12 protein-coding genes are annotated in these 17,412 nt (G+C 63.3%); 7 read left to right on the top strand and 5 right to left on the bottom strand.

Annotated elements, in window-relative coordinates:
- The first annotated feature begins 29 nt into the window (after nucleotides 1-29).
- A complete protein-coding gene (locus BM151_RS16230) occupies nucleotides 30-710 on the top strand; it encodes a hypothetical protein (RefSeq protein ID WP_143093117.1) in 681 nt (226 codons plus the stop codon).
- Nucleotides 711-829: 119 nt separating this feature from the next.
- Here the strand turns inward: BM151_RS16230 and BM151_RS16225 are convergent, their stop codons facing one another.
- Complete coding sequence (locus tag BM151_RS16225; RefSeq protein WP_090061794.1) at nucleotides 830-1,285, bottom strand: BrnA antitoxin family protein; 456 nt, start codon at nucleotides 1,283-1,285, stop codon at nucleotides 830-832.
- A 293-nt stretch (nucleotides 1,286-1,578) separates the two neighbouring features.
- Here BM151_RS16225 and BM151_RS16220 point away from each other — a divergent pair, with 293 nt between their 5' ends.
- A complete protein-coding gene (locus BM151_RS16220) occupies nucleotides 1,579-1,785 on the top strand; it encodes a cold-shock protein (RefSeq protein WP_066708083.1) in 207 nt (68 codons plus the stop codon).
- 87 nt (nucleotides 1,786-1,872) lie between these two features.
- Here the strand turns inward: BM151_RS16220 and BM151_RS16215 are convergent, their stop codons facing one another.
- Complete coding sequence (locus tag BM151_RS16215; RefSeq protein ID WP_090061992.1) at nucleotides 1,873-2,823, bottom strand: class I SAM-dependent DNA methyltransferase; 951 nt, start codon at nucleotides 2,821-2,823, stop codon at nucleotides 1,873-1,875.
- Between the two features lie 141 nt (nucleotides 2,824-2,964).
- Complete coding sequence (locus BM151_RS16210; RefSeq protein ID WP_090061793.1) at nucleotides 2,965-3,474, bottom strand: PhnA domain-containing protein; 510 nt, start codon at nucleotides 3,472-3,474, stop codon at nucleotides 2,965-2,967.
- Nucleotides 3,475-3,763: 289 nt separating this feature from the next.
- Here BM151_RS16210 and BM151_RS16205 point away from each other — a divergent pair, with 289 nt between their 5' ends.
- The 5 genes from BM151_RS16205 to BM151_RS16185 all read left to right on the top strand — a co-directional run bounded on the left by BM151_RS16205 (nucleotide 3,764) and on the right by BM151_RS16185 (nucleotide 13,747).
- Nucleotides 3,764-5,554: an autotransporter assembly complex protein TamA gene (locus BM151_RS16205; protein WP_245781237.1), complete on the top strand. Its 1,791-nt coding sequence runs from the start codon at nucleotides 3,764-3,766 to the stop codon at nucleotides 5,552-5,554.
- The gene (locus BM151_RS16200; protein WP_090061792.1) at nucleotides 5,551-9,384 is read left to right on the top strand and encodes a translocation/assembly module TamB domain-containing protein; all 3,834 of its coding nucleotides are present in this window, start codon (nucleotides 5,551-5,553) and stop codon (nucleotides 9,382-9,384) included. Before BM151_RS16205 ends, BM151_RS16200 begins: the two co-directional genes overlap by 4 nt.
- Before the next feature lie 70 nt (nucleotides 9,385-9,454).
- Nucleotides 9,455-10,162, top strand: a complete 708-nt coding sequence (locus tag BM151_RS16195; protein ID WP_177213188.1) for an ABC transporter ATP-binding protein — start codon at nucleotides 9,455-9,457, stop codon at nucleotides 10,160-10,162.
- Between the two features lie 2 nt (nucleotides 10,163-10,164).
- The gene (locus tag BM151_RS16190) at nucleotides 10,165-12,531 is read left to right on the top strand and encodes an ABC transporter permease (RefSeq protein ID WP_090061791.1); all 2,367 of its coding nucleotides are present in this window, start codon (nucleotides 10,165-10,167) and stop codon (nucleotides 12,529-12,531) included.
- Nucleotides 12,532-12,535: 4 nt separating this feature from the next.
- On the top strand, nucleotides 12,536-13,747 hold the full coding sequence (locus tag BM151_RS16185) for an efflux RND transporter periplasmic adaptor subunit (RefSeq protein WP_090061790.1): 1,212 nt from the start codon (nucleotides 12,536-12,538) through the stop codon (nucleotides 13,745-13,747).
- Between the two features lie 105 nt (nucleotides 13,748-13,852).
- Here the strand turns inward: BM151_RS16185 and rhaI are convergent, their stop codons facing one another.
- Both rhaI and BM151_RS16175 read right to left on the bottom strand, forming a co-directional pair.
- Nucleotides 13,853-15,127, bottom strand: a complete 1,275-nt coding sequence (gene rhaI / locus BM151_RS16180) for an L-rhamnose catabolism isomerase (RefSeq protein ID WP_090061789.1) — start codon at nucleotides 15,125-15,127, stop codon at nucleotides 13,853-13,855.
- Nucleotides 15,128-15,213: 86 nt separating this feature from the next.
- Nucleotides 15,214-17,310: a bifunctional rhamnulose-1-phosphate aldolase/short-chain dehydrogenase gene (locus BM151_RS16175; protein WP_090061788.1), complete on the bottom strand. Its 2,097-nt coding sequence runs from the start codon at nucleotides 17,308-17,310 to the stop codon at nucleotides 15,214-15,216.
- Between the last annotated feature and the right edge of the window lie 102 nt (nucleotides 17,311-17,412).

The following is a 17,412-nucleotide window of genomic DNA, read 5'->3' as shown; positions in this document are numbered from 1 at the left end:
CTCTTTTCGTGTCCAAAAGGAATTCCTCAATGCCTTGTCCCGACCAGAATCTTCTTAAGAAAGCCGCCATGCAAGCAAAGGAAAACTGGGGCTGGTGGGGACCGGACTTTCTGGAACCAGATTTCAAGTCTTTGCCACTCTTGCTGGATTACCCGCGCTTTCGCGGTTTTGGCGCGGACTACTCGGTCGTCCGCGGCCTCAGTGCACGACAGTGTGATACTCTCCGAAAAGATCTGAAATCCACCCCCGGTTTTTTATCCAATTTCTCGAAAAACATGACTTACGAAGCTTTTGAGAAAGGTTTTGGCGAGTTCAAGAAAATGCTCATCGATCTGCCGAAGGACAAAAACAAAGAGGCGCAAAAACAAGAAAGAGTCCTCAATCAAAATCGAATCTCGCTCCTTTCGAAGCTCCTTTGCACTTGGCAACCAACAGAGTTCGCGATGTGGGACACATTGGCACGGGAAGGGCTTCACAAAATATCCAGTTCCAAGTCAACGAGATATACCCGGCACACGCAGTACCCTGAGTACAATGCAGCCTTTTGGAAATTGTACGAAAAATGGGAGAAAGAGCTCGGCGATCATGCAGACCAAGAGTGGCAACAGGCCAGCCTGAAGAACGATGAGCTTCAAGAAAGGATTGCACTTTTCGCACCAAGAATTCTTGACAGTTATTTGATGTTATCTGCTCCCTCCCAAAAACAATGAAATAGACGTGCCCGCTGTCTGGTCGGACACTCTCTCGCGCCTGATCCGAGGGGGGCGCGTGAAACGCGCAGCCCCGTCGCACCAAAGGTGCGCCCCACGCGCGCGTCGCGCCGCCCGCATCACTCCGCCTCCCGCCATGCCGCCAACTGTTCCGCCTCGCTCGCGCCGGCCTTCCGGGCCGCACGCCAGGCTTTGAATTTCCGCTCGGTCAGGGCGATCTCGGCGATTTTCATCTGGGCATAGGTGCCCAGCACCCGGTTGATCCGCGCCTGATAGCCCTGGCCTTGGGCGCGAAAGAATTTCGCGACGCTCTCGTCGAGGCGCAGCGTCACCTTGACCTTCTTCTCGGTGACATCGAGATCCTGTTCCAGCGTTGCCCAGGCCTCCAGCACGATCTGGGCGACGTCCCAGTCGAACATGTCCAGCTTCCCGAGCGCATAGACCTGCCGCTCGAGACGGTCCATGGCAAGGCGTTGGGTCTTGGTGAGCCGCGGGCGCTGCGGGCGGCGGGTCGATTGGGAACCGGTCGATTGGGTCTGGCGGGAGGGCTGGCGAGGGGGCTGGCGGGGGGTCATGGCACGCTCCGATTTCTGCGCGCCCCAGCTTGTCAAAGCGGTGTTAATCCCGCCTCACCGGAGCGCACGCGGGGTCCAACGGAAGGCCGACAGGAGGCCGACGCGAATCCGACGCCGACCCGGCAGGGCAAAATTCCCCTATCCAGCGACACAGAAACCTGTCATATTCCCCGCGCTAAGTTACCTCTTTCGACCCTTCTGTTCGGTTTTACCGGCCACAGTCATCGAACGATCCTTGACGACGCCGGGTCGCTGCAATCTCGCGAGCGACAAGACAAACAGGAGTAAACACGATGGCCAATGGCACCGTGAAATGGTTCAATTCCACCAAAGGCTTCGGCTTCATTCAGCCGGAAGGCGGCAGCAAGGACGTGTTCGTGCACATCTCTGCCGTCGAGCGTTCCGGCCTCACCGGCCTGGCCGATGGCGCGAAGGTCACCTTCGACATCGAAGCCGGCCGTGACGGTCGCGAATCCGCTGTGAACCTCGTTCTGGCCTAAGCGCTTTTTCAGCCCTTGTGCTGAAGCCTGCGCTGACCCGAGACAAAGAAACGCCCGCACCTATGCGGGCGTTTTTCTTTCCTGACTTCAGGCCCTTATCAAGGTCTCGCCATCGCCCTCACGGTCTCGCACCCCGACCAGATCGGTGGCCACCACGGCCAGCGCCGCGATGGCTTCGCCACGATCTTCGCGGAGCGTACAGGGCGTCATCGTCACCCGGCCAAAGCCGGCCTCGGCCAGAAGGGCTTCGACATAGGCCTGGGAATGCGCGAACCGCCTCGTGTCCCGCAATTCCACCGGCGCCGCCCCCAGCTCGACCGTGAAGGCCAGAACACCGTGATCGGCGAGTGAGCCGGCACACCAGGACATGATCCGCTCCAAAGCGCCCAAGTAGATGAACACATCCGCCGCCAGAATCAGGTCATAGCGTTCGGCCCCGAGCTCCAGCCGGGCGATATCCTGTTTCTCCAACAGATCGTAGATGCCCTTGCGATCCGCCTCGACCAGCATGCCCTCGGAGATGTCATAGCCGGACAGCTGGTCACAAAACGGCCGGATCGCGCCCCCCATCAACCCTGTGCCACAGCCGAGATCGAGCACATGCTCAAACCGCGTGCGCCCGGTCAGGAGCAGGCTGTCGCGCAGGATCTCCGGCCCGCGATAACCGAGTTTTTCGACCAGAGAGCGCTCGAACCGCGGCGCGTATTGATCGAACAACAGCTCGACAAAAGCGGCGGGCATGGCCTCCGCCATCGGCACTTTGCGCGCCAGATCGCGTTTGAGCCCGGCCCCCAACGCATCGCACGGATCGGCCAAAATCGCCCGCTCCCAGGCGGCACAAGCCGCGTCAGTCTCCCCCAGCGCCTCCAGCCATTCGCCCAGTCGAAACCAGCCGGCCACCCAGCCCGGCACCAAGTCCAATGCACCCGCAAGTGTCTCCACCGCCCCGGCCAAATCCCCCAGATGCGCCAGCGTTTCGGCAAAAGACGCCCGACGGTCCACCGTCAGATCGCCCGAGGAAAACAGGCTCCCCGCCATCTTTTTCATCTTTCGAAAGGACCCGCTCATTTGCCTTGCAATGGCCACGCGGCGGGTGACACGCTGCACGTCGGGCGTGCATCGGCGCCGCAGTACTGCGACGCCGTGTTTTCGTCAAGTTTCTTGAAGGCCCAAAGGCGCTCAGCGCTTTTTCACGAACTCCGTGAGAATGACGATGCGCTGGCCTTCGACGCGGCCTTCGATCTGGCCGGCGTTGTCCTGCACCAGAGAAATGCCCCGCACCGCCGTGCCGCGCTTGGCGGTAAAGCCACCGCCCTTGACCGGCAGGTCCTTGATCAGCACCACGGTGTCTCCCGAGGACAGAACCGCACCGACACTGTCGCGATGGATCACCTCGGGACCGGCGGCCTTGGCCCAGTCCTCGACCTCGGGTTCCAGGTACAGCATGTCGAGCGCATCGGCGGCCCAGGCCTCATCCTTGAACCGGTTCAAGAGCCGCCAGGACACCACCTTGACCGCGTCGCTTTCCGACCACATCGAGCTGGTCAGCGCCTGCCAGTGACCTTCGGGCACCGCTTCGCCCTTGAGCCCGTTTGCACAGGTGTCGCACAGGCTCACCGTCTCGCTTTTCGGCTGCACAGCCACCTCGGTCAGAGCGGCATCCGCTCCACAAATCTCACATTCGGCCATAGCGTCCTCCTGAATTCGCACGGCCCCCGAGGCAATTCACCCTCGGGTAAATCCAACGAAACGCAAAGCACCGGCCCCCGATTGCCGGGCGCCTGCGCATCGCGCTCAAACCGTGTCTTTGCTTGGTCATGAATGGCTTTAGGGCGCTAGGCGCCTCGGAGCAAGCAACAAACCGCCCTCGCGATGAACTCTCTGCAAAATCACGGCAAAGCCCCTTTCAACTGTCGGCGGAACACCGCATAGTCGGGGCAACAAGGACGGGGGGGACCGTTCGAGGGGACGACCAAAGGTGTTGAACGCAACCAAATTTGCAGCCGTGATTTGCCTCTGTGCCGCAACGCTCGGCGGCACCGCCGCCGGGGCGTTCGAAGCGAGGCTGGACAGCTCCGGCAGTGACGATCTGAGCAAGCGTCTGCGCGCGGCTTCCGCCGTGCTCGAGGCCGTCGGTCAGGATGTGACCGCGCCCGAAGAAATTATCGCCGCGGTTCAGAGCGATTATCGCACATTGATCGGCACGCTCTATCGCGAAGGCTATTACGGACCGAGCATCTCGATCCGTGTCGATGGCCGCGAAGGCGCCTCCATGTCATTGATTTCCCTACCGGCCTCGATCTCCACCGTGGTGATCACCGTGGCGCCCGGACCGCAATTCGTCTTTGGCGAGACCCGCGTGGTGCCGCTGGCCGCAGGCACGGAATTGCCCGAGGGTTTCGCCCGTGGCGAAATCGCCCGGGCGTCGCTGATCGGGGAGGCCTCGGATGCCGCCATCGAGGCCTGGCGCGAAGCCTCGCATGCCAAGGCTGCGCCCGCCGGTCAGGACATCGTGGCCGATCACGACACGCGGACGCTCGATGCCGATCTCACCATCGATCCCGGCCCTGCCGTCACCCTCGGTCGCTTGCGCTTTGCCGGCAACACCACGGTGCGCGAAGACCGGCTTTGGCGCATCGCCAACCTGCCCACCGGCACCGCCTATCATCCGGACAAGCTGGTGCTGGTCACCAAACGGCTGCAGAAGACCGGCACATTCCGCTCGATCACCCTGCGCGAGGCCGACACGCTCAATGCCGATGGCAGTCTCGACATCACCGCCACGCTGATCGATGAAAAGCCGCGTCGCTTCGGCTTTGGCGCCGAACTGTCGTCGCTCGAGGGCGGCACGCTCTCGGCCTATTGGATGCATCGCAACCTCACCGACAATGCCGACCGGCTGCGTTTCGACGGCGAAATCTCGGGATTGGGCGGCACCACCGGCGTCGATGCGACCGTCTCCGCCAGCTACCGCCGCCCGGCGACGGTGACGCGCAAGACCACGCTGGTGCTCGGCGCGACGGTGGAACATCTCGACGAGCCCGATTACCTGTCGGATTCGGGCGAATTCACCCTCGGCTTCGATGTCGAGACCTCGCCCAATTCGACCTTCACCGCTGGCATCGGCTATCGCTATTCCGAGGTCGAGGACGATCTCGGCTCGCGCAACTTCTCGCATGTGATCTTTCCGATCTCCGGTTCGCGCGACACACGCGACAATGCGCTGAACCCCGCCTCCGGCTCCTATTTCGAAGCCGAGATCCTGCCTTTTGTCGGCATCGACGGCTCGGCCTCCGGCACGCGGGTGTTCGCCGACGGGCGCGGCTATCGCAGCTTTGGCGACAATGATCGTTTCACCTTCGCCGGCCGGCTGCAACTGGGCTCTGTCATGGGCGCCGATTACACCGAAGTGCCGCCCGACATGCTGTTTTTCTCCGGCGGCGGCGGCACCGTGCGCGGCCAGCCCTATCAGTCTCTGGGCGTCGATCTCGGCGGTGGCGATGAGACCGGTGGCGCCAGTTTCCTTGGCCTCTCCGCCGAGTTGCGCACCAAGATCAAAGGTCCGATCTCTGTCGTCGGTTTCTACGATCTGGGCGGCATCGGCACCACCGCGCTGCCGGGCGAAGACGCGGAATGGCACGCCGGTGCCGGTCTTGGCCTGCGCTACGAGACCGGGTTTGGACCGATCCGCTTCGATCTTGCCGGGCCGGTGTCCGGCAACACCGGTGACGGGGTGCAAATCTATATCGGCATCGGACAGGCATTTTGAAAAAGCTTCTTCCCATCACCCTCGCCCTGGCCGCGTCCACAGCCCTGCCCTCGACGCTTCTGGCGCAGGACAGCGGCACCCCGGCGGAGACCGAGCGCGACCGTTCAATGATCGTCGGTTTTCTCGAAGACAATCTTTCGGGCGCCGGGCGCGATATCCGCATCGAGGGGTTCAAGGGGCTGCTGGCCTCCTCGGCGACGCTCGACACGCTGACCATCGCCGATGATCAGGGCGTATGGTTCACCCTGAAAGGCGCGGAGCTCGACTGGAGCCGGGCGGCACTTTTGTCCGGCAGGGTCGAAGTCACACGGATCGCCGCCAAAGAGATCCTGTTTGACCGCCTGCCCGACGCGCCCCAGACAACCGTCGACATCCCTGCGCCGGAGGCCACGCCTTTCTCGCTGCCCGATCTGCCGGTCTCGATCGACATCGGCGCGATCGAGGCGGAACGGGTGCGGCTTGGCGCCCCAGTGCTGAAAATCGGCGAAGCCGTGGAAATATCTCTGAGCGGTTCGGCGCAGCTCGCCGATGGCTCCGGCCAGACCGCGCTCGACATCACCCGGCTCGATGGGACGACGGGACAATTCTCGCTTGCGGCCAGCTTTGACAATGCCACGGAACAGCTTGATCTCGATCTGTCGCTGAGCGAGGGCGAAGGCGGCATCGTCACCACATTGGCCAATCTGCCCGGCGCACCATCCTTGTCGCTGGTCGCCAAGGGCTCCGGCCCGCTGGACGGGTTCGCCACCGACATTGCCCTTTCGACCGATGGGCAAGAACGCCTGACCGGCCGCGTCGCACTGTCCGCCGAGCCGGACCCGGATCAGTCCGACGCCCCGGCCCCACGGCGCTTCACCGCCGATCTCTCGGGCGACCTGACACCGCTGTTCAGCCCGGACTATGCGCAATTCTTCGGGGACGCCTCGCTGCTTTCCGCCAAGGGGCTCTCATACCCGCAGGGCGGTTTCGACCTCGAAAGCTTTATCCTGTCGACCCGCACACTGTTGCTGACCGGCGCGCTGGATCTGGCCGCCGACGGCCTGCCCAACGCGTTTGACCTCTCCGGTACGCTGGTCAGCCCCGATGGCGAACCCGTTTTGTTGCCCTTCGGCAATGCCCGGAGCAGGGTCCACGATGCCGCGATCCGTGCCGCCTATGACATTCGCAAGGGCGAGAGCTGGACCGCCGATATCGATCTGACCCAATATGCCCAGGACGGGCTCAGTCTCGACCAAGCCGCGCTCGCGGCCCGCGGCACGATCTCGCGTCGCCGCAGCAGCGATGGCGCGACCCTGCTGGGCGCAGTCAAATCGCGGTTCAGCCTGACGACGCGGGATCTCGCCTTCGACGATCCGGCGCTGCAACAGGCGGTCGGCGCCACCCCCGGCCTGACCGGACGCCTGTCCTGGCGCGAGGGCCGGCCCTTGGCCCTCGAGGCGCTGGAGATACAAAGCAGCGACACCACGGCCACGCTTTCCGGTTCCCTCGACGGGCTGTCGGACGGTCTGGGCTTCACCGGCAAGCTCGGCCTCGACACGCCGGATCTGAGCCGGTTCGCAGCGCTCAGCGGGCAAAACCTGTCCGGCGCCCTGACCGCGGCGGCGCAGGGCCGTATCGCGCCTCTGAACGGCACGTTCGACCTCGACATCGATGCCACGGGGAACGAGCTTCAAGCCGGGATCGCAGAGCTCGACGCGCTGACCGGGGGGCGGAGTGCGATCAGCCTTTCGGCCAAGCGCGACGGCACCGGCGTGAGCCTGCAACGGGCTTTTCTTAGCACGACGGCTCTGATGGCACGCGCGCGCGGCCAGCTCTCGACCGAGGCCGGTGATCTGAACCTCAGTGCAAGGCTCGATGAGGCCGCACGGCTTGGGCTCGGGCTGAGCGGTCCGCTCTCTGTGACCCTGGACATGTCCCGCACCGGCGCCGACAGCCCATGGCAAACGGATGCAGAGCTCGACGGGCTCGGCGGTACCTCCGCACAGCTCAACGGCGCACTCAAAGGGCTCGAGAGCGGCGATCTGAACGCTTTGGCCTTCGATGGCACGCTCGCGCTCGACGCGCCGCAGCTGGCGCAATTCTCGACGCTGGCCGGGCGGCCCCTGTCGGGCGCGCTGAACGCCTCCGCCAAGGGCAGCGTCACGCCGCTCACAGGCCTGTTCGATCTCGATGTCGCGGCCACGGGAACGAACCTGCGCAGCGGCATCGCCCAGCTCGATGCGCTGACCGGCGGCACAAGCACGCTCTCGCTCTCCGCCAAACGCGACGAGAGCGGCCTGACCCTGCGCCAGGCAGATCTCGCCACCCCCGCGCTTCAGGCCCAGGCCGAAACGACATTCGCCGCCGAGAGCGCCGAGATCACGGTGACCGCGCGGCTCGACGACGTGGCCCGGCTGGGCGTCGCCCTGAGCGGGCCGCTGTCCCTTGACGCGCAACTGTCGCACAGCGGCACAGAGACACCTTGGCAGGCGGCCGCGAACATGACAGGCCCCGGCGGCACGGCCGCCCAAATGTCCGGCGCGCTGGCGCAGGATTTCGCCACGGCGGACCTGAGCCTCACCGGCACAGCACCTCTGGGCCTGTCGAACCGGTTCACCACGGCGGCGCTGACCCAGGGCAATACCACGTTCGATCTGCGCCTCAACGGGCCTTTGGGCCTGAACGCAGTTTCAGGACAGGCACAGATTGTGCCCGGCGGCCGGGCGGTGATTTCCTCGGCCGGGCTGGCGCTCACCGTCGAGCGCGGTCTGGTGACGCTGAACGGTGGGCAGGCACAGCTCGATTTTGCCGCCAGCGCCGACACTGGCGGCAGCCTCACCACCTCCGGGCCGATCACCCTGTCCGGCGCCTTTCCCGCCAGCCTCGCCATCGGCATCAATCAGCTCGGCCTGAGCGACCCGCAGCTCTACAGCACCTCGCTCGACGGGAATTTGCGCTTTGAGGGCGGGCTCACCGGCGGTGGCCAGATTTCCGGGGCGCTCACCCTGGGCAAGACCGATGTGACGGTCTCGCCCGCGGCGCTCGGCAGCGGCGGCGACATTCCGGCGATCACCCATCGCGGTGCCTCCGCCAAGGTTCAGAGCACCCGCGACCGCGCCGGGTTGATTGCCGAGGAAAAAACCGGCGGGCCGGGCGCGAGCTACGGGCTCGACCTCACCATTTCCGCCCCCAGTCAGATTTTCATTCGCGGGCGCGGTCTCGATGCCGAGATGGGCGGTCAGCTGCGGCTGCGCGGCACCACCACGGATGTCGTGCCGGTCGGGCAATTCTCGCTGATCCGCGGGCGCCTGTCGCTTCTGGGCAAACGCATCGTCATGGAGGAAGGCGCGGTCACCCTACAAGGCGAACTCGACCCGATGATGCGCCTCGTGGCGGTCACAGAGACCGATGATCTGACCGTGCAGCTGATCACCGAAGGCCCGGTCAGCTCCCCCGAGCTCACGCTCACCTCCTCGCCGGTGCTGCCCCAGGACGAGATCCTCGCGCGCTTGCTGTTCGGCAAGAGCCTGAGCGAAATCTCCGCCCTGCAAGCCGCGCAGATGGCTGCCGCGGTGGCCACGCTCACCGGCGGCGGTGGCGGGCTGGTCGGCTCGATCCGCGACAGCTTCGGCCTCGACGACCTCGACCTGCAGACCTCGGAGGAAGGCGGCAGTTCGCTGAAGCTCGGCAAATACATTTCCGACTCCGTCTACACCGACGTCACCATCGACAATGCCGGCAAGACCCAGATCAACCTGAATTTCGATGCCACCCGGAACGTGACGATCAAGGGCACGGCGACCTCGGATGGCGATACCGGGTTTGGCGTATTTTTCGAGAAAGACTATTGAGGGAATTTGACCCGCCGCAAGGCAGGAGCTTGAAAACAGCATAGGGTGACAAGGGCTGAGGGAGGCTGCTTTGTCCGAGACCATATTCCACACCGAGGATCTGGTGAAAACCTATCACACCGGCGGCACCGAGGTGCGGGCGCTCTCCGGGGTGGATCTCGATCTCTATGGCTCCGAGCTGACCGTGCTCCTCGGCCCCTCGGGCTCGGGCAAATCCACGCTTCTCAATATTCTGGGCGGGCTCGATCACGCCACCTCTGGGCTGGTCGAGTTCCGTGGCCGCGATCTCACCTTGCTCTCGGATCGCGAGCTGACCCGCTATCGCCGGGACCATGTCGGCTTCGTCTTTCAGTTCTACAATCTCGTGCCCTCGCTCACGGCGCGCGAAAATGTCCAGATGGTCACCGATATCGCGCCCAACCCGATGCGCGCCGAAGAGGCGCTCGCGCGTGTCGGCATGAGCGACCGGATCGATCATTTCCCGGCCGAGCTGTCGGGCGGGCAACAACAGCGCGTCGCCATCGCCCGCGCCATCGCCAAACGCCCCGAGGTGCTCTTGTGCGACGAACCCACCGGCGCGCTCGACAGTTCCACCGGCGTGCAGGTGCTCGAGGCCATTCGCGACATCAACGAGGATCTGGGCACCACCGCCATCGTGATCACCCACAATGCCGCGATTCAGGGCATGGCCCATCGCGTGGTACATTTTCAGGACGGCAATATCTCCACCGTGTCCACCAATGACACCCGGCTCGCGCCGTCGCAGATCGAGTGGTAGCCATGCATGCGCTCGACAAGAAACTCCTGCGGGATTTCAAACGGCTCTGGGGCCAGTCGCTTGCCATTGCGCTGGTGCTCGCCTGCGGGGTGATGATCTTGCTGACGGCGTTCGGCATGTATCGGGCGCTCGACGATACTCTGGAAGCCTTTTACGAACGCAATGAGTTTGCCGATGTCTGGGCCGCGACCGAAAAAGCGCCGCGCCCGCTGTTGCGCGAGATCGCGGCGCTCGACGGGGTGCAACGCGCCGAAGCCCGGGTGCAGGAATATCTGATGCTCGACCTGCCGGGGCGGGTCAAATCCGCGACCGGCCTGGCGCTTTCCCTGCCTGACAACGGTGCCCTGCCCGGGCTCAACGTGCCGCTTCTGCGCTCCGGCCGCCTGCCTGATCCGCAGGCCACGGATGAAGTGCTGGTGACCGAACCCTTTGCCCAGGCCAACGGCTTTGTCCTCGGCGACACATTCGATGCGCTTCTGTCGGGGCAAAAGCGCAGCCTGAAGATCACCGGCACCGCGCTGTCGCCGGAATTCGTCTATGCCATCGGTCCCGGCACGCTGATGCCCGACGATACGAGTTTCGGCGTGATGTGGTTGCCACAGGCGATGCTCGCCTCTGCTTTCGACATGTCGGGGGCGTTCAATTCGGTCTCTTTGAGCCTCACGCGTGGCGCCAATGAGCCGCAGGTGATCGATGCGCTGGACGACCTTCTGGCACCCTATGGCGGCACCGGCGCCCATGGCCGGGATCAGCAGGCCTCGAACGCTTTCATCGCCACCGAAATCAAGCAACTCAAGAACATGGCGACCATCCTGCCGCCGGTGTTCTTCGGCATCTCCGCCTTTCTGGTCAATATGGTGATCGGCAGGATCATTGCGCTCGAACGCGGCGAGATCGGGCTGTTGAAGGCTCTGGGCTATACCGATCTCCATATCGCCGCGCATTATGTGCTCCTCGCCGGGCTGACCGCCCTATTGGGCATTGTCATCGGCTGGATCACCGGCGGCATGTCGGCGCGCTGGATGGCCGCGGAATATGCGCAATATTTCAAATTTCCCTATCTGATCTTCAACGTCTCTTACGATGCCTATGCGATCTCCGGGTTTCTGGCGCTTTTGACCGCTGCCATCGGCGCCTTGCGCTCCGCCATGGCCGCCGCCACCCTGCCGCCCGCCGTCGCCATGTCGCCGCCGGCCCCGCCGCGGTTCAAACGCAGCCTGTTTGATCGCCTGCTCGCAGCCTTGCGGCTCAGCCAGCCCTCGATGATGATCTGGCGATCCTTGTTTCGCTGGCCGCTGCGCGCCGCCATGTCCGCCGTCGGCCTGTCGCTCGCCGTCGCCATCATGATCTCGGTCGGGTTCTTTTCCTATTCGATCAACGCGGTCTCCGATATCGCCTTTGACCAGTCCAATCGCGAAGACACGGTCCTGCTCTTTGCCAAGGAACGCTCGCTCTCCGCGCTCGAGGACGTGCGCAAATTGCCCGGGGTCGAAGAGGTCGAGGGCGAGCTCTATACACCGGTGAAACTGCGCAATGGCTGGCGCGAGAAACAACTGTCGATCATCACCCGCGGTGAGGGCGCCACTCTGGCACGCTCGATCGATGAGGTCGGCCATGTGGTCGAAGCAAACGGTTCCGGCCTGCTGATCACCACCCGGGTGGCCGAGGTGCTCGGGCTCCGCCCCGGCGACCAGGTCGAGGTCGAATTCATGACCGGGCGGCGTGAGACCTATTGGCTGACCGTTTCCGGCATTACCGAACAGTTTCTCGGCCTCGGCGCCTATATGAGCCGTGAGGCCATGGCCCGGCTGACCCGCACAGAGCCGCAAATCTCGGTCGCCAATGTCTCGCTCGATCCACGCCAAGACATGGCGTTCAACACCGCCATCAAGGAGGTGCCGATGATCTCCGGCGCTGTCCGGGTGACCGATATGAAAGCCTCCTTTGCCGCCACGGTGGATGAGAATATCTCGATCATGAACGGACTGTTCAGCATCGTCGCCATTCTGATCACCGTCGGGCTGACCTATAACAGCGCCCGGATACAGCTCTCCGAACGCGCCCGCGAGCTGGCCTCGCTGCGTATCCTCGGCTTCTCGAACTGGGAAGTCTCCTTTGTCCTCGTCGGCGAGATCATGTTGATCGCCGCGCTGGCCCAGCCTCTGGGCTGGCTCATCGGTTACGGGCTCGGCGAACTGATGGCGGCGAGCTTCTCCTCCGATCTCTATTCCATCCCGATGGTCCTGCCGCCCGCCGCCTATGCCCGCGCCTCGCTTGTGGTCTTGGCGACGTCTTTCGTCTCCGTCATGCTGGTGCGACGGCGGATCGACCGTCTCGACCTTGTCTCTGTCATGAAAACCCGGGAGTGACCCGATGACCTCCAGATCCCGCAAATCGCTTTTGACCCTGATCGTGGCCGCGCTGGTGGCGGCGCTGCTGTTCGTGGCCTTCCGCCCGCACCCGGTGGCGGTCGATCTGACCGAGGTCACGAAAGGCCATATGGAAGTCACCATCAATGCCGATGGCAAGACCCGCATCCGCAACCTCTACGAGGTCTCCGCACCGATCGCCGGCACGGCGCTGCGCTCGCCGGTCGAGGAAGGTGACGCCGTCATCGCGGGCGAAACTGTGGTCGCCACGGTCGAACCGGTTGCGCCCTCGCTCATCGATGCCCGCACAAGGCTGCAGCTCGAGGCCGCGGTGCGCGAGGCCTCTGCCGCCGCCGATCTGGCCGCGGCGCAATCGCGTCAGGCCGATGAGGAACTGTCCTATGCCCAAAGCCAGTTCGACCGCACCAAGGCACTGGTGACCAAGGGTGTCTCCTCGATCACCGCATTGGAAGATGCGCAACAGCTGCTGTCGCTGCGCGTCGCCGCACGCGATGCCGCCCAGTCGAACGTGCAAATGGCCGAGTCCTCGCTGGCCCGCGCCAAAGCGGCCCTGATCGAACCCGGTAGCGGCACCCGGATCGACGGCAGTTGCTGTGTCGAGATCACGGCCCCCGCCTCGGGACAGGTGCTGGCGATCACCCAGGTCTCCGAACATGCGGTCGCGGTCGGCACGCCGCTGCTGTCGATCGGCGATGTCACGGATCTGGAGATCGAGGCGGATCTGCTGTCCTCCGACGCGGTCGGGCTCAAAATCGGCGCCCGTGCCATGGTCGAACGCTGGGGGGGCACACCGCCACTGGAAGCCCGGCTGAAAAGCCTCGCCCCCAAGGCCGAAACCCATACCTCATCCCTGGGGATCGAGGAACAACGGGTCTCCGCCGTCTTCGACCTGATCACCCCGCCGCAAGAGCGCCCGGGTCTCGGCCATAAATACGCGGTCTTTCTGAAGGTCGTGGAATGGGAGGCGGATGATGTGGTGATCGTCCCGGTCTCGGCGCTGTTTCGCAATGGCGGCGGCTGGGCGGTCTTTGTCGATGACAATGGCACGGCCCGGCTCAGAGAGGTCGAGATCGGCCATCAATCCGATCGTACCGCCGAGGTGCGCTCCGGGCTGAGTGCGGGCGACAGGGTCATCCCGCATCCGGCCGACACGGTCAAGGACGGAACCGCCATCATCGACCGCGAGACGCTCTGAACGCAGCGAGACACCGGCAAGCAATATGCTCATATACAAGTGAGAAGCCTGCCCATCAAAAGTTGGATATGGCCTCTCACCGCAAACTATTTGTCTCAAAAGAGATCAGACGATCCCGCCGCCCGCACCCGAAACTTTCGGGCGTTCCGAGGCGACTTTTGCGCGGTAGCCTGAGGCGCGATAGGTCATGACCGGGTCGATGGCCGCGCCGGCTTCGAACCGCGCCATTTGCAGGATCGGCTCGACATCCGTACGGAAAGCGGCGCGCAGCGTGGCAGAGGCCATGAGCGCGTCGTTCTCCTGCTGATAGGCCGCGAGTGCCGCACGATCCACGAGGCTGGCCTGGACATAGGCGCGCTGGATTTCCACCGCCGAAATCATCAGGCTTTCGATCGGATCGGTCACGTTGTGGCTCTGGTCGATCATATGCGACAGGTCCAGTCCAGGCGTCCCTTCGGCATCCACAAGCTCATTCCAGACGAGGAACAGGCGGTAAGGCTCGATGGTGCCCGAGTCGAGATCATCGTCGCCGTATTTCGAGTCGTTGAAATGGAAGCCGCCGAGTTTGCCCGCGTGAATGAGCCGCGAGACGATCATCTCGATGTTCACATTGGGCGCGTGGTGGCCGAGATCGACGAGGCATTTCGCCTTATCGCCCAGCTCCTGCGCCGTCAAAAGCGAGCTGCCCCAATCCTGCACCACCGTCGAATAGAAGGCCGGTTCGTAAATCTTGTGCTCGGAAAAGATCGACCAATCCTCCGGCAGGCCTTTGTAAATGTCTTTCATCGACGAAAGATAGCGTTCGAACTGGCGGCCCATGTGGGTCTGCCCGGGAAAGTTCGCGCCGTCGCCGATCCAGACCGTGAGCGCTTTGGAGCCGAGGCTCTCGCCAATCTCGATACATTCGAGGTTGTGCTCCACCGCCTGCGCGCGGGTGGCCGCATCCACATGCGAAAGCGAGCCGAATTTATAGGACTGTGCCTGGTCCGGCTGGTCCTGGAAGGTGTTCGAGTTCATCGCATCAAAGCTCAGCCCGTGTTCTTCGGCCTTGGCCAAAAGATCCGCAGGATCGGCCTTGTCCCAAGGGATATGGAGCGAGACGGAGCCCGCGGCGCCGGTCAGCTTGTGGATCACGCCGCAATCGTCGAGCTTGTCGAAAATGTCGCGCGGCTCGCCCTCGCCGGGGAAACGCGCGAACCGCGTCCCGCCGGTGCCCGTGCCCCAGCTCGGCACAGCCACGGAAAAGCCCTTGGCGCGGTCCTTGATGGCGTCGATGTCTACACCTTTGCGGGACAGTTTTTCGCCCAAGGTGTCGTAATCTCGTGTCAGCTCAGCGGCGTGCGTGGCGTTCCGAGCCTCGATGATGGTGGTGTCGATCATGATTTCCTCCCGTGAAAACTGCGCGCCCCGCCCGATCCTTGAGCAGGCGCGCAGCTTGGTCTTTGCAGTGTCGTCTCTACAGCCGCTTAGCGGGTAAAGGCCTGCACGTTGCCGGCGTCGACGTTGACGATATTGCCGGTGGATTTTGCCGATTGCTCGGAGGCAAAGAAATAGGCCGCTTCCGCGATGTCCTCAGGAAGGACAGACCGCTTGAGCATGGAACGCTGGCGATACATTTCCTCCAGCCCCTCCTTGTCGGTGCCATAGGTGCCGGCACGCTGTTCCAGCCATTCGCCTTCCCAGATCTTGGAGCCGCGCAGCACCGCGTCGGGGTTCACCACGTTCACACGGATGCCCGCTTCGGCCCCTTCGAGCGCCAGACAGCGCGCGAGGTGGATTTCGGAGGCTTTCGCCGTGCAATAGGCCGAGGCATTCGGGCTGGCCGCGAGACCGTTCTTGGACGCCACGAACACGATGGAGCCACCGATACCCTGCGTGCGCATCACCTTGAAGGCTTCGCGCGAGACAAGGAAATAGCCCGTGGACAGGATGTCCATATTTTTGTTCCACAGTTCGAGCGTCGTGTCCTCAACCGGAGCCGAAGAGGCGATGCCCGCGTTCGACACGAGGATATCGACCCCGCCGAACTCCACCGCGCTATAGGCATAGGCGCCGGCCACCGCCGTCTCATCGGTGACGTTCATCACCACGGAGCGCACGACATCCGCGCCGAATTGCTTGGCGAAGCCATTGCGCACCTCATCGAGGGCGGTCTCGTTGATGTCGGCCAGAAGGACACAGGCCCCCTCTTGCAGATAGCGCGCCGCCGTCGCCGCACCGATGCCGCCGGCGCCACCAGTGACGAGCGCCACTCGACCCGCGAGCGATTTCGGTTTCGGCATGCGTTGCAGCTTGGCTTCTTCCAAGAGCCAATATTCGATGTCGAAAGCTTCCTGTTCCGGCAGGCCGCAATATTCGGAGACCGCCGAGGAACCGCGCATCACGTTGATTGCGTTGACATAGAACTCGCCGGAAATCCGCGCCGTGGCCCGATCCTTGGCGAAGGTGATCATGCCGACGCCGGGGATCAGATAGACCACCGCGTTGGGATCGCGCAGGGCGGGCGAATCGTCATGTTTGCAGCGGGTGTAATAGGCGGCGTAATCCTCGCGATAGGCCGCGATCTGGGCGTCCAACCCCGCGAGCACGTCGTCGATATTGTTTTTCGCCGGATCGAAGTCTACCACGAGCGGGCGAATTTTCGTGCGCAGGAAGTGGTCGGGACAGGAGGTGCCCAGAGCCGCCAGATCGCGCATGTTCTTGGCGTTGACGAATTCCAGAACCGTGTCCGAGTCGTCGAAATTGCCGACCATATGCTGCGCGCCGGAGACAAAGCCTCGGATCGCAGGCATCAGTTTCGCGGCCACCTCACGACGGGCTTCTGGGGCAAGGCTCTCGTGCACCGCACCGCCAAAGGCCGGGATGTCCGCCGTTTTTTCTTCGAAATAGGCGATCGCCTTGTTGATGATCTCCAGCGTCAGCTCGTAACAGGTCTTCGCATCGTCATCCCAGGTGAAGAGACCGTGGGATTCGAGCACGACGCCTTTGGCCTCCGGGTTCTCAAGGCAGAATTTTTCCAGCCAAAGCCCCAACTCGTAGCCCGGCTTTTTCCACGGCAACCAGCCGATCTCATCACCGAAGATCTCCTGGGTCAGCGCCTTGGAGTCTTTCGACGCCGCGATGGCAATGATCGCATCCGGGTGCATGTGATCGACATGTTTTTTGGGCACATAGGCATGCAGAGGCGTGTCGATCGAGGCCGCGCGCGGGTTCAGGTTGAAGGTGCAATGCGGCAGGTAGCCGACCATCTCGTCTTCGAACTCCACACCGCGATATTTGCCCTTCAGCGCGCGGAGCTTGTCCATGTAGAGGGTCGCGAACCCGTCCATCTTGATCGAGCCGACATCGCCCCCAGAGCCCTTGACCCAGAGCACTTCTGCCTTGTCACCCGTGAGAGGATCGTCCTCCATGACCTTCGCCGACGTGTTGCCGCCACCATAATTGGTCACGCGTTTGTCGGACCCCAAGAGGTTCGAACGGTAAAGCAGTTTATCAGGTTCGCTCATATCTTTCGCTTTGGCATCATCCCAAAGCGAAGCGAGCCGCGTGGACGCGGATGTCATGGTGATCTCCTCCCGATCATCAGGTAGTGGATAGTCGTATTGAGCCAAATCTGCGTGGCATGCGTCAGATTGTCAATCACAAATAATCAAAATCGATCATAA

Source organism: Celeribacter neptunius, from assembly GCF_900113955.1.
GTDB classification, from domain to species: Bacteria; Pseudomonadota; Alphaproteobacteria; order Rhodobacterales; family Rhodobacteraceae; genus Celeribacter; species Celeribacter neptunius.
This window is presented reverse-complemented; position numbering and strand designations above follow the sequence as displayed.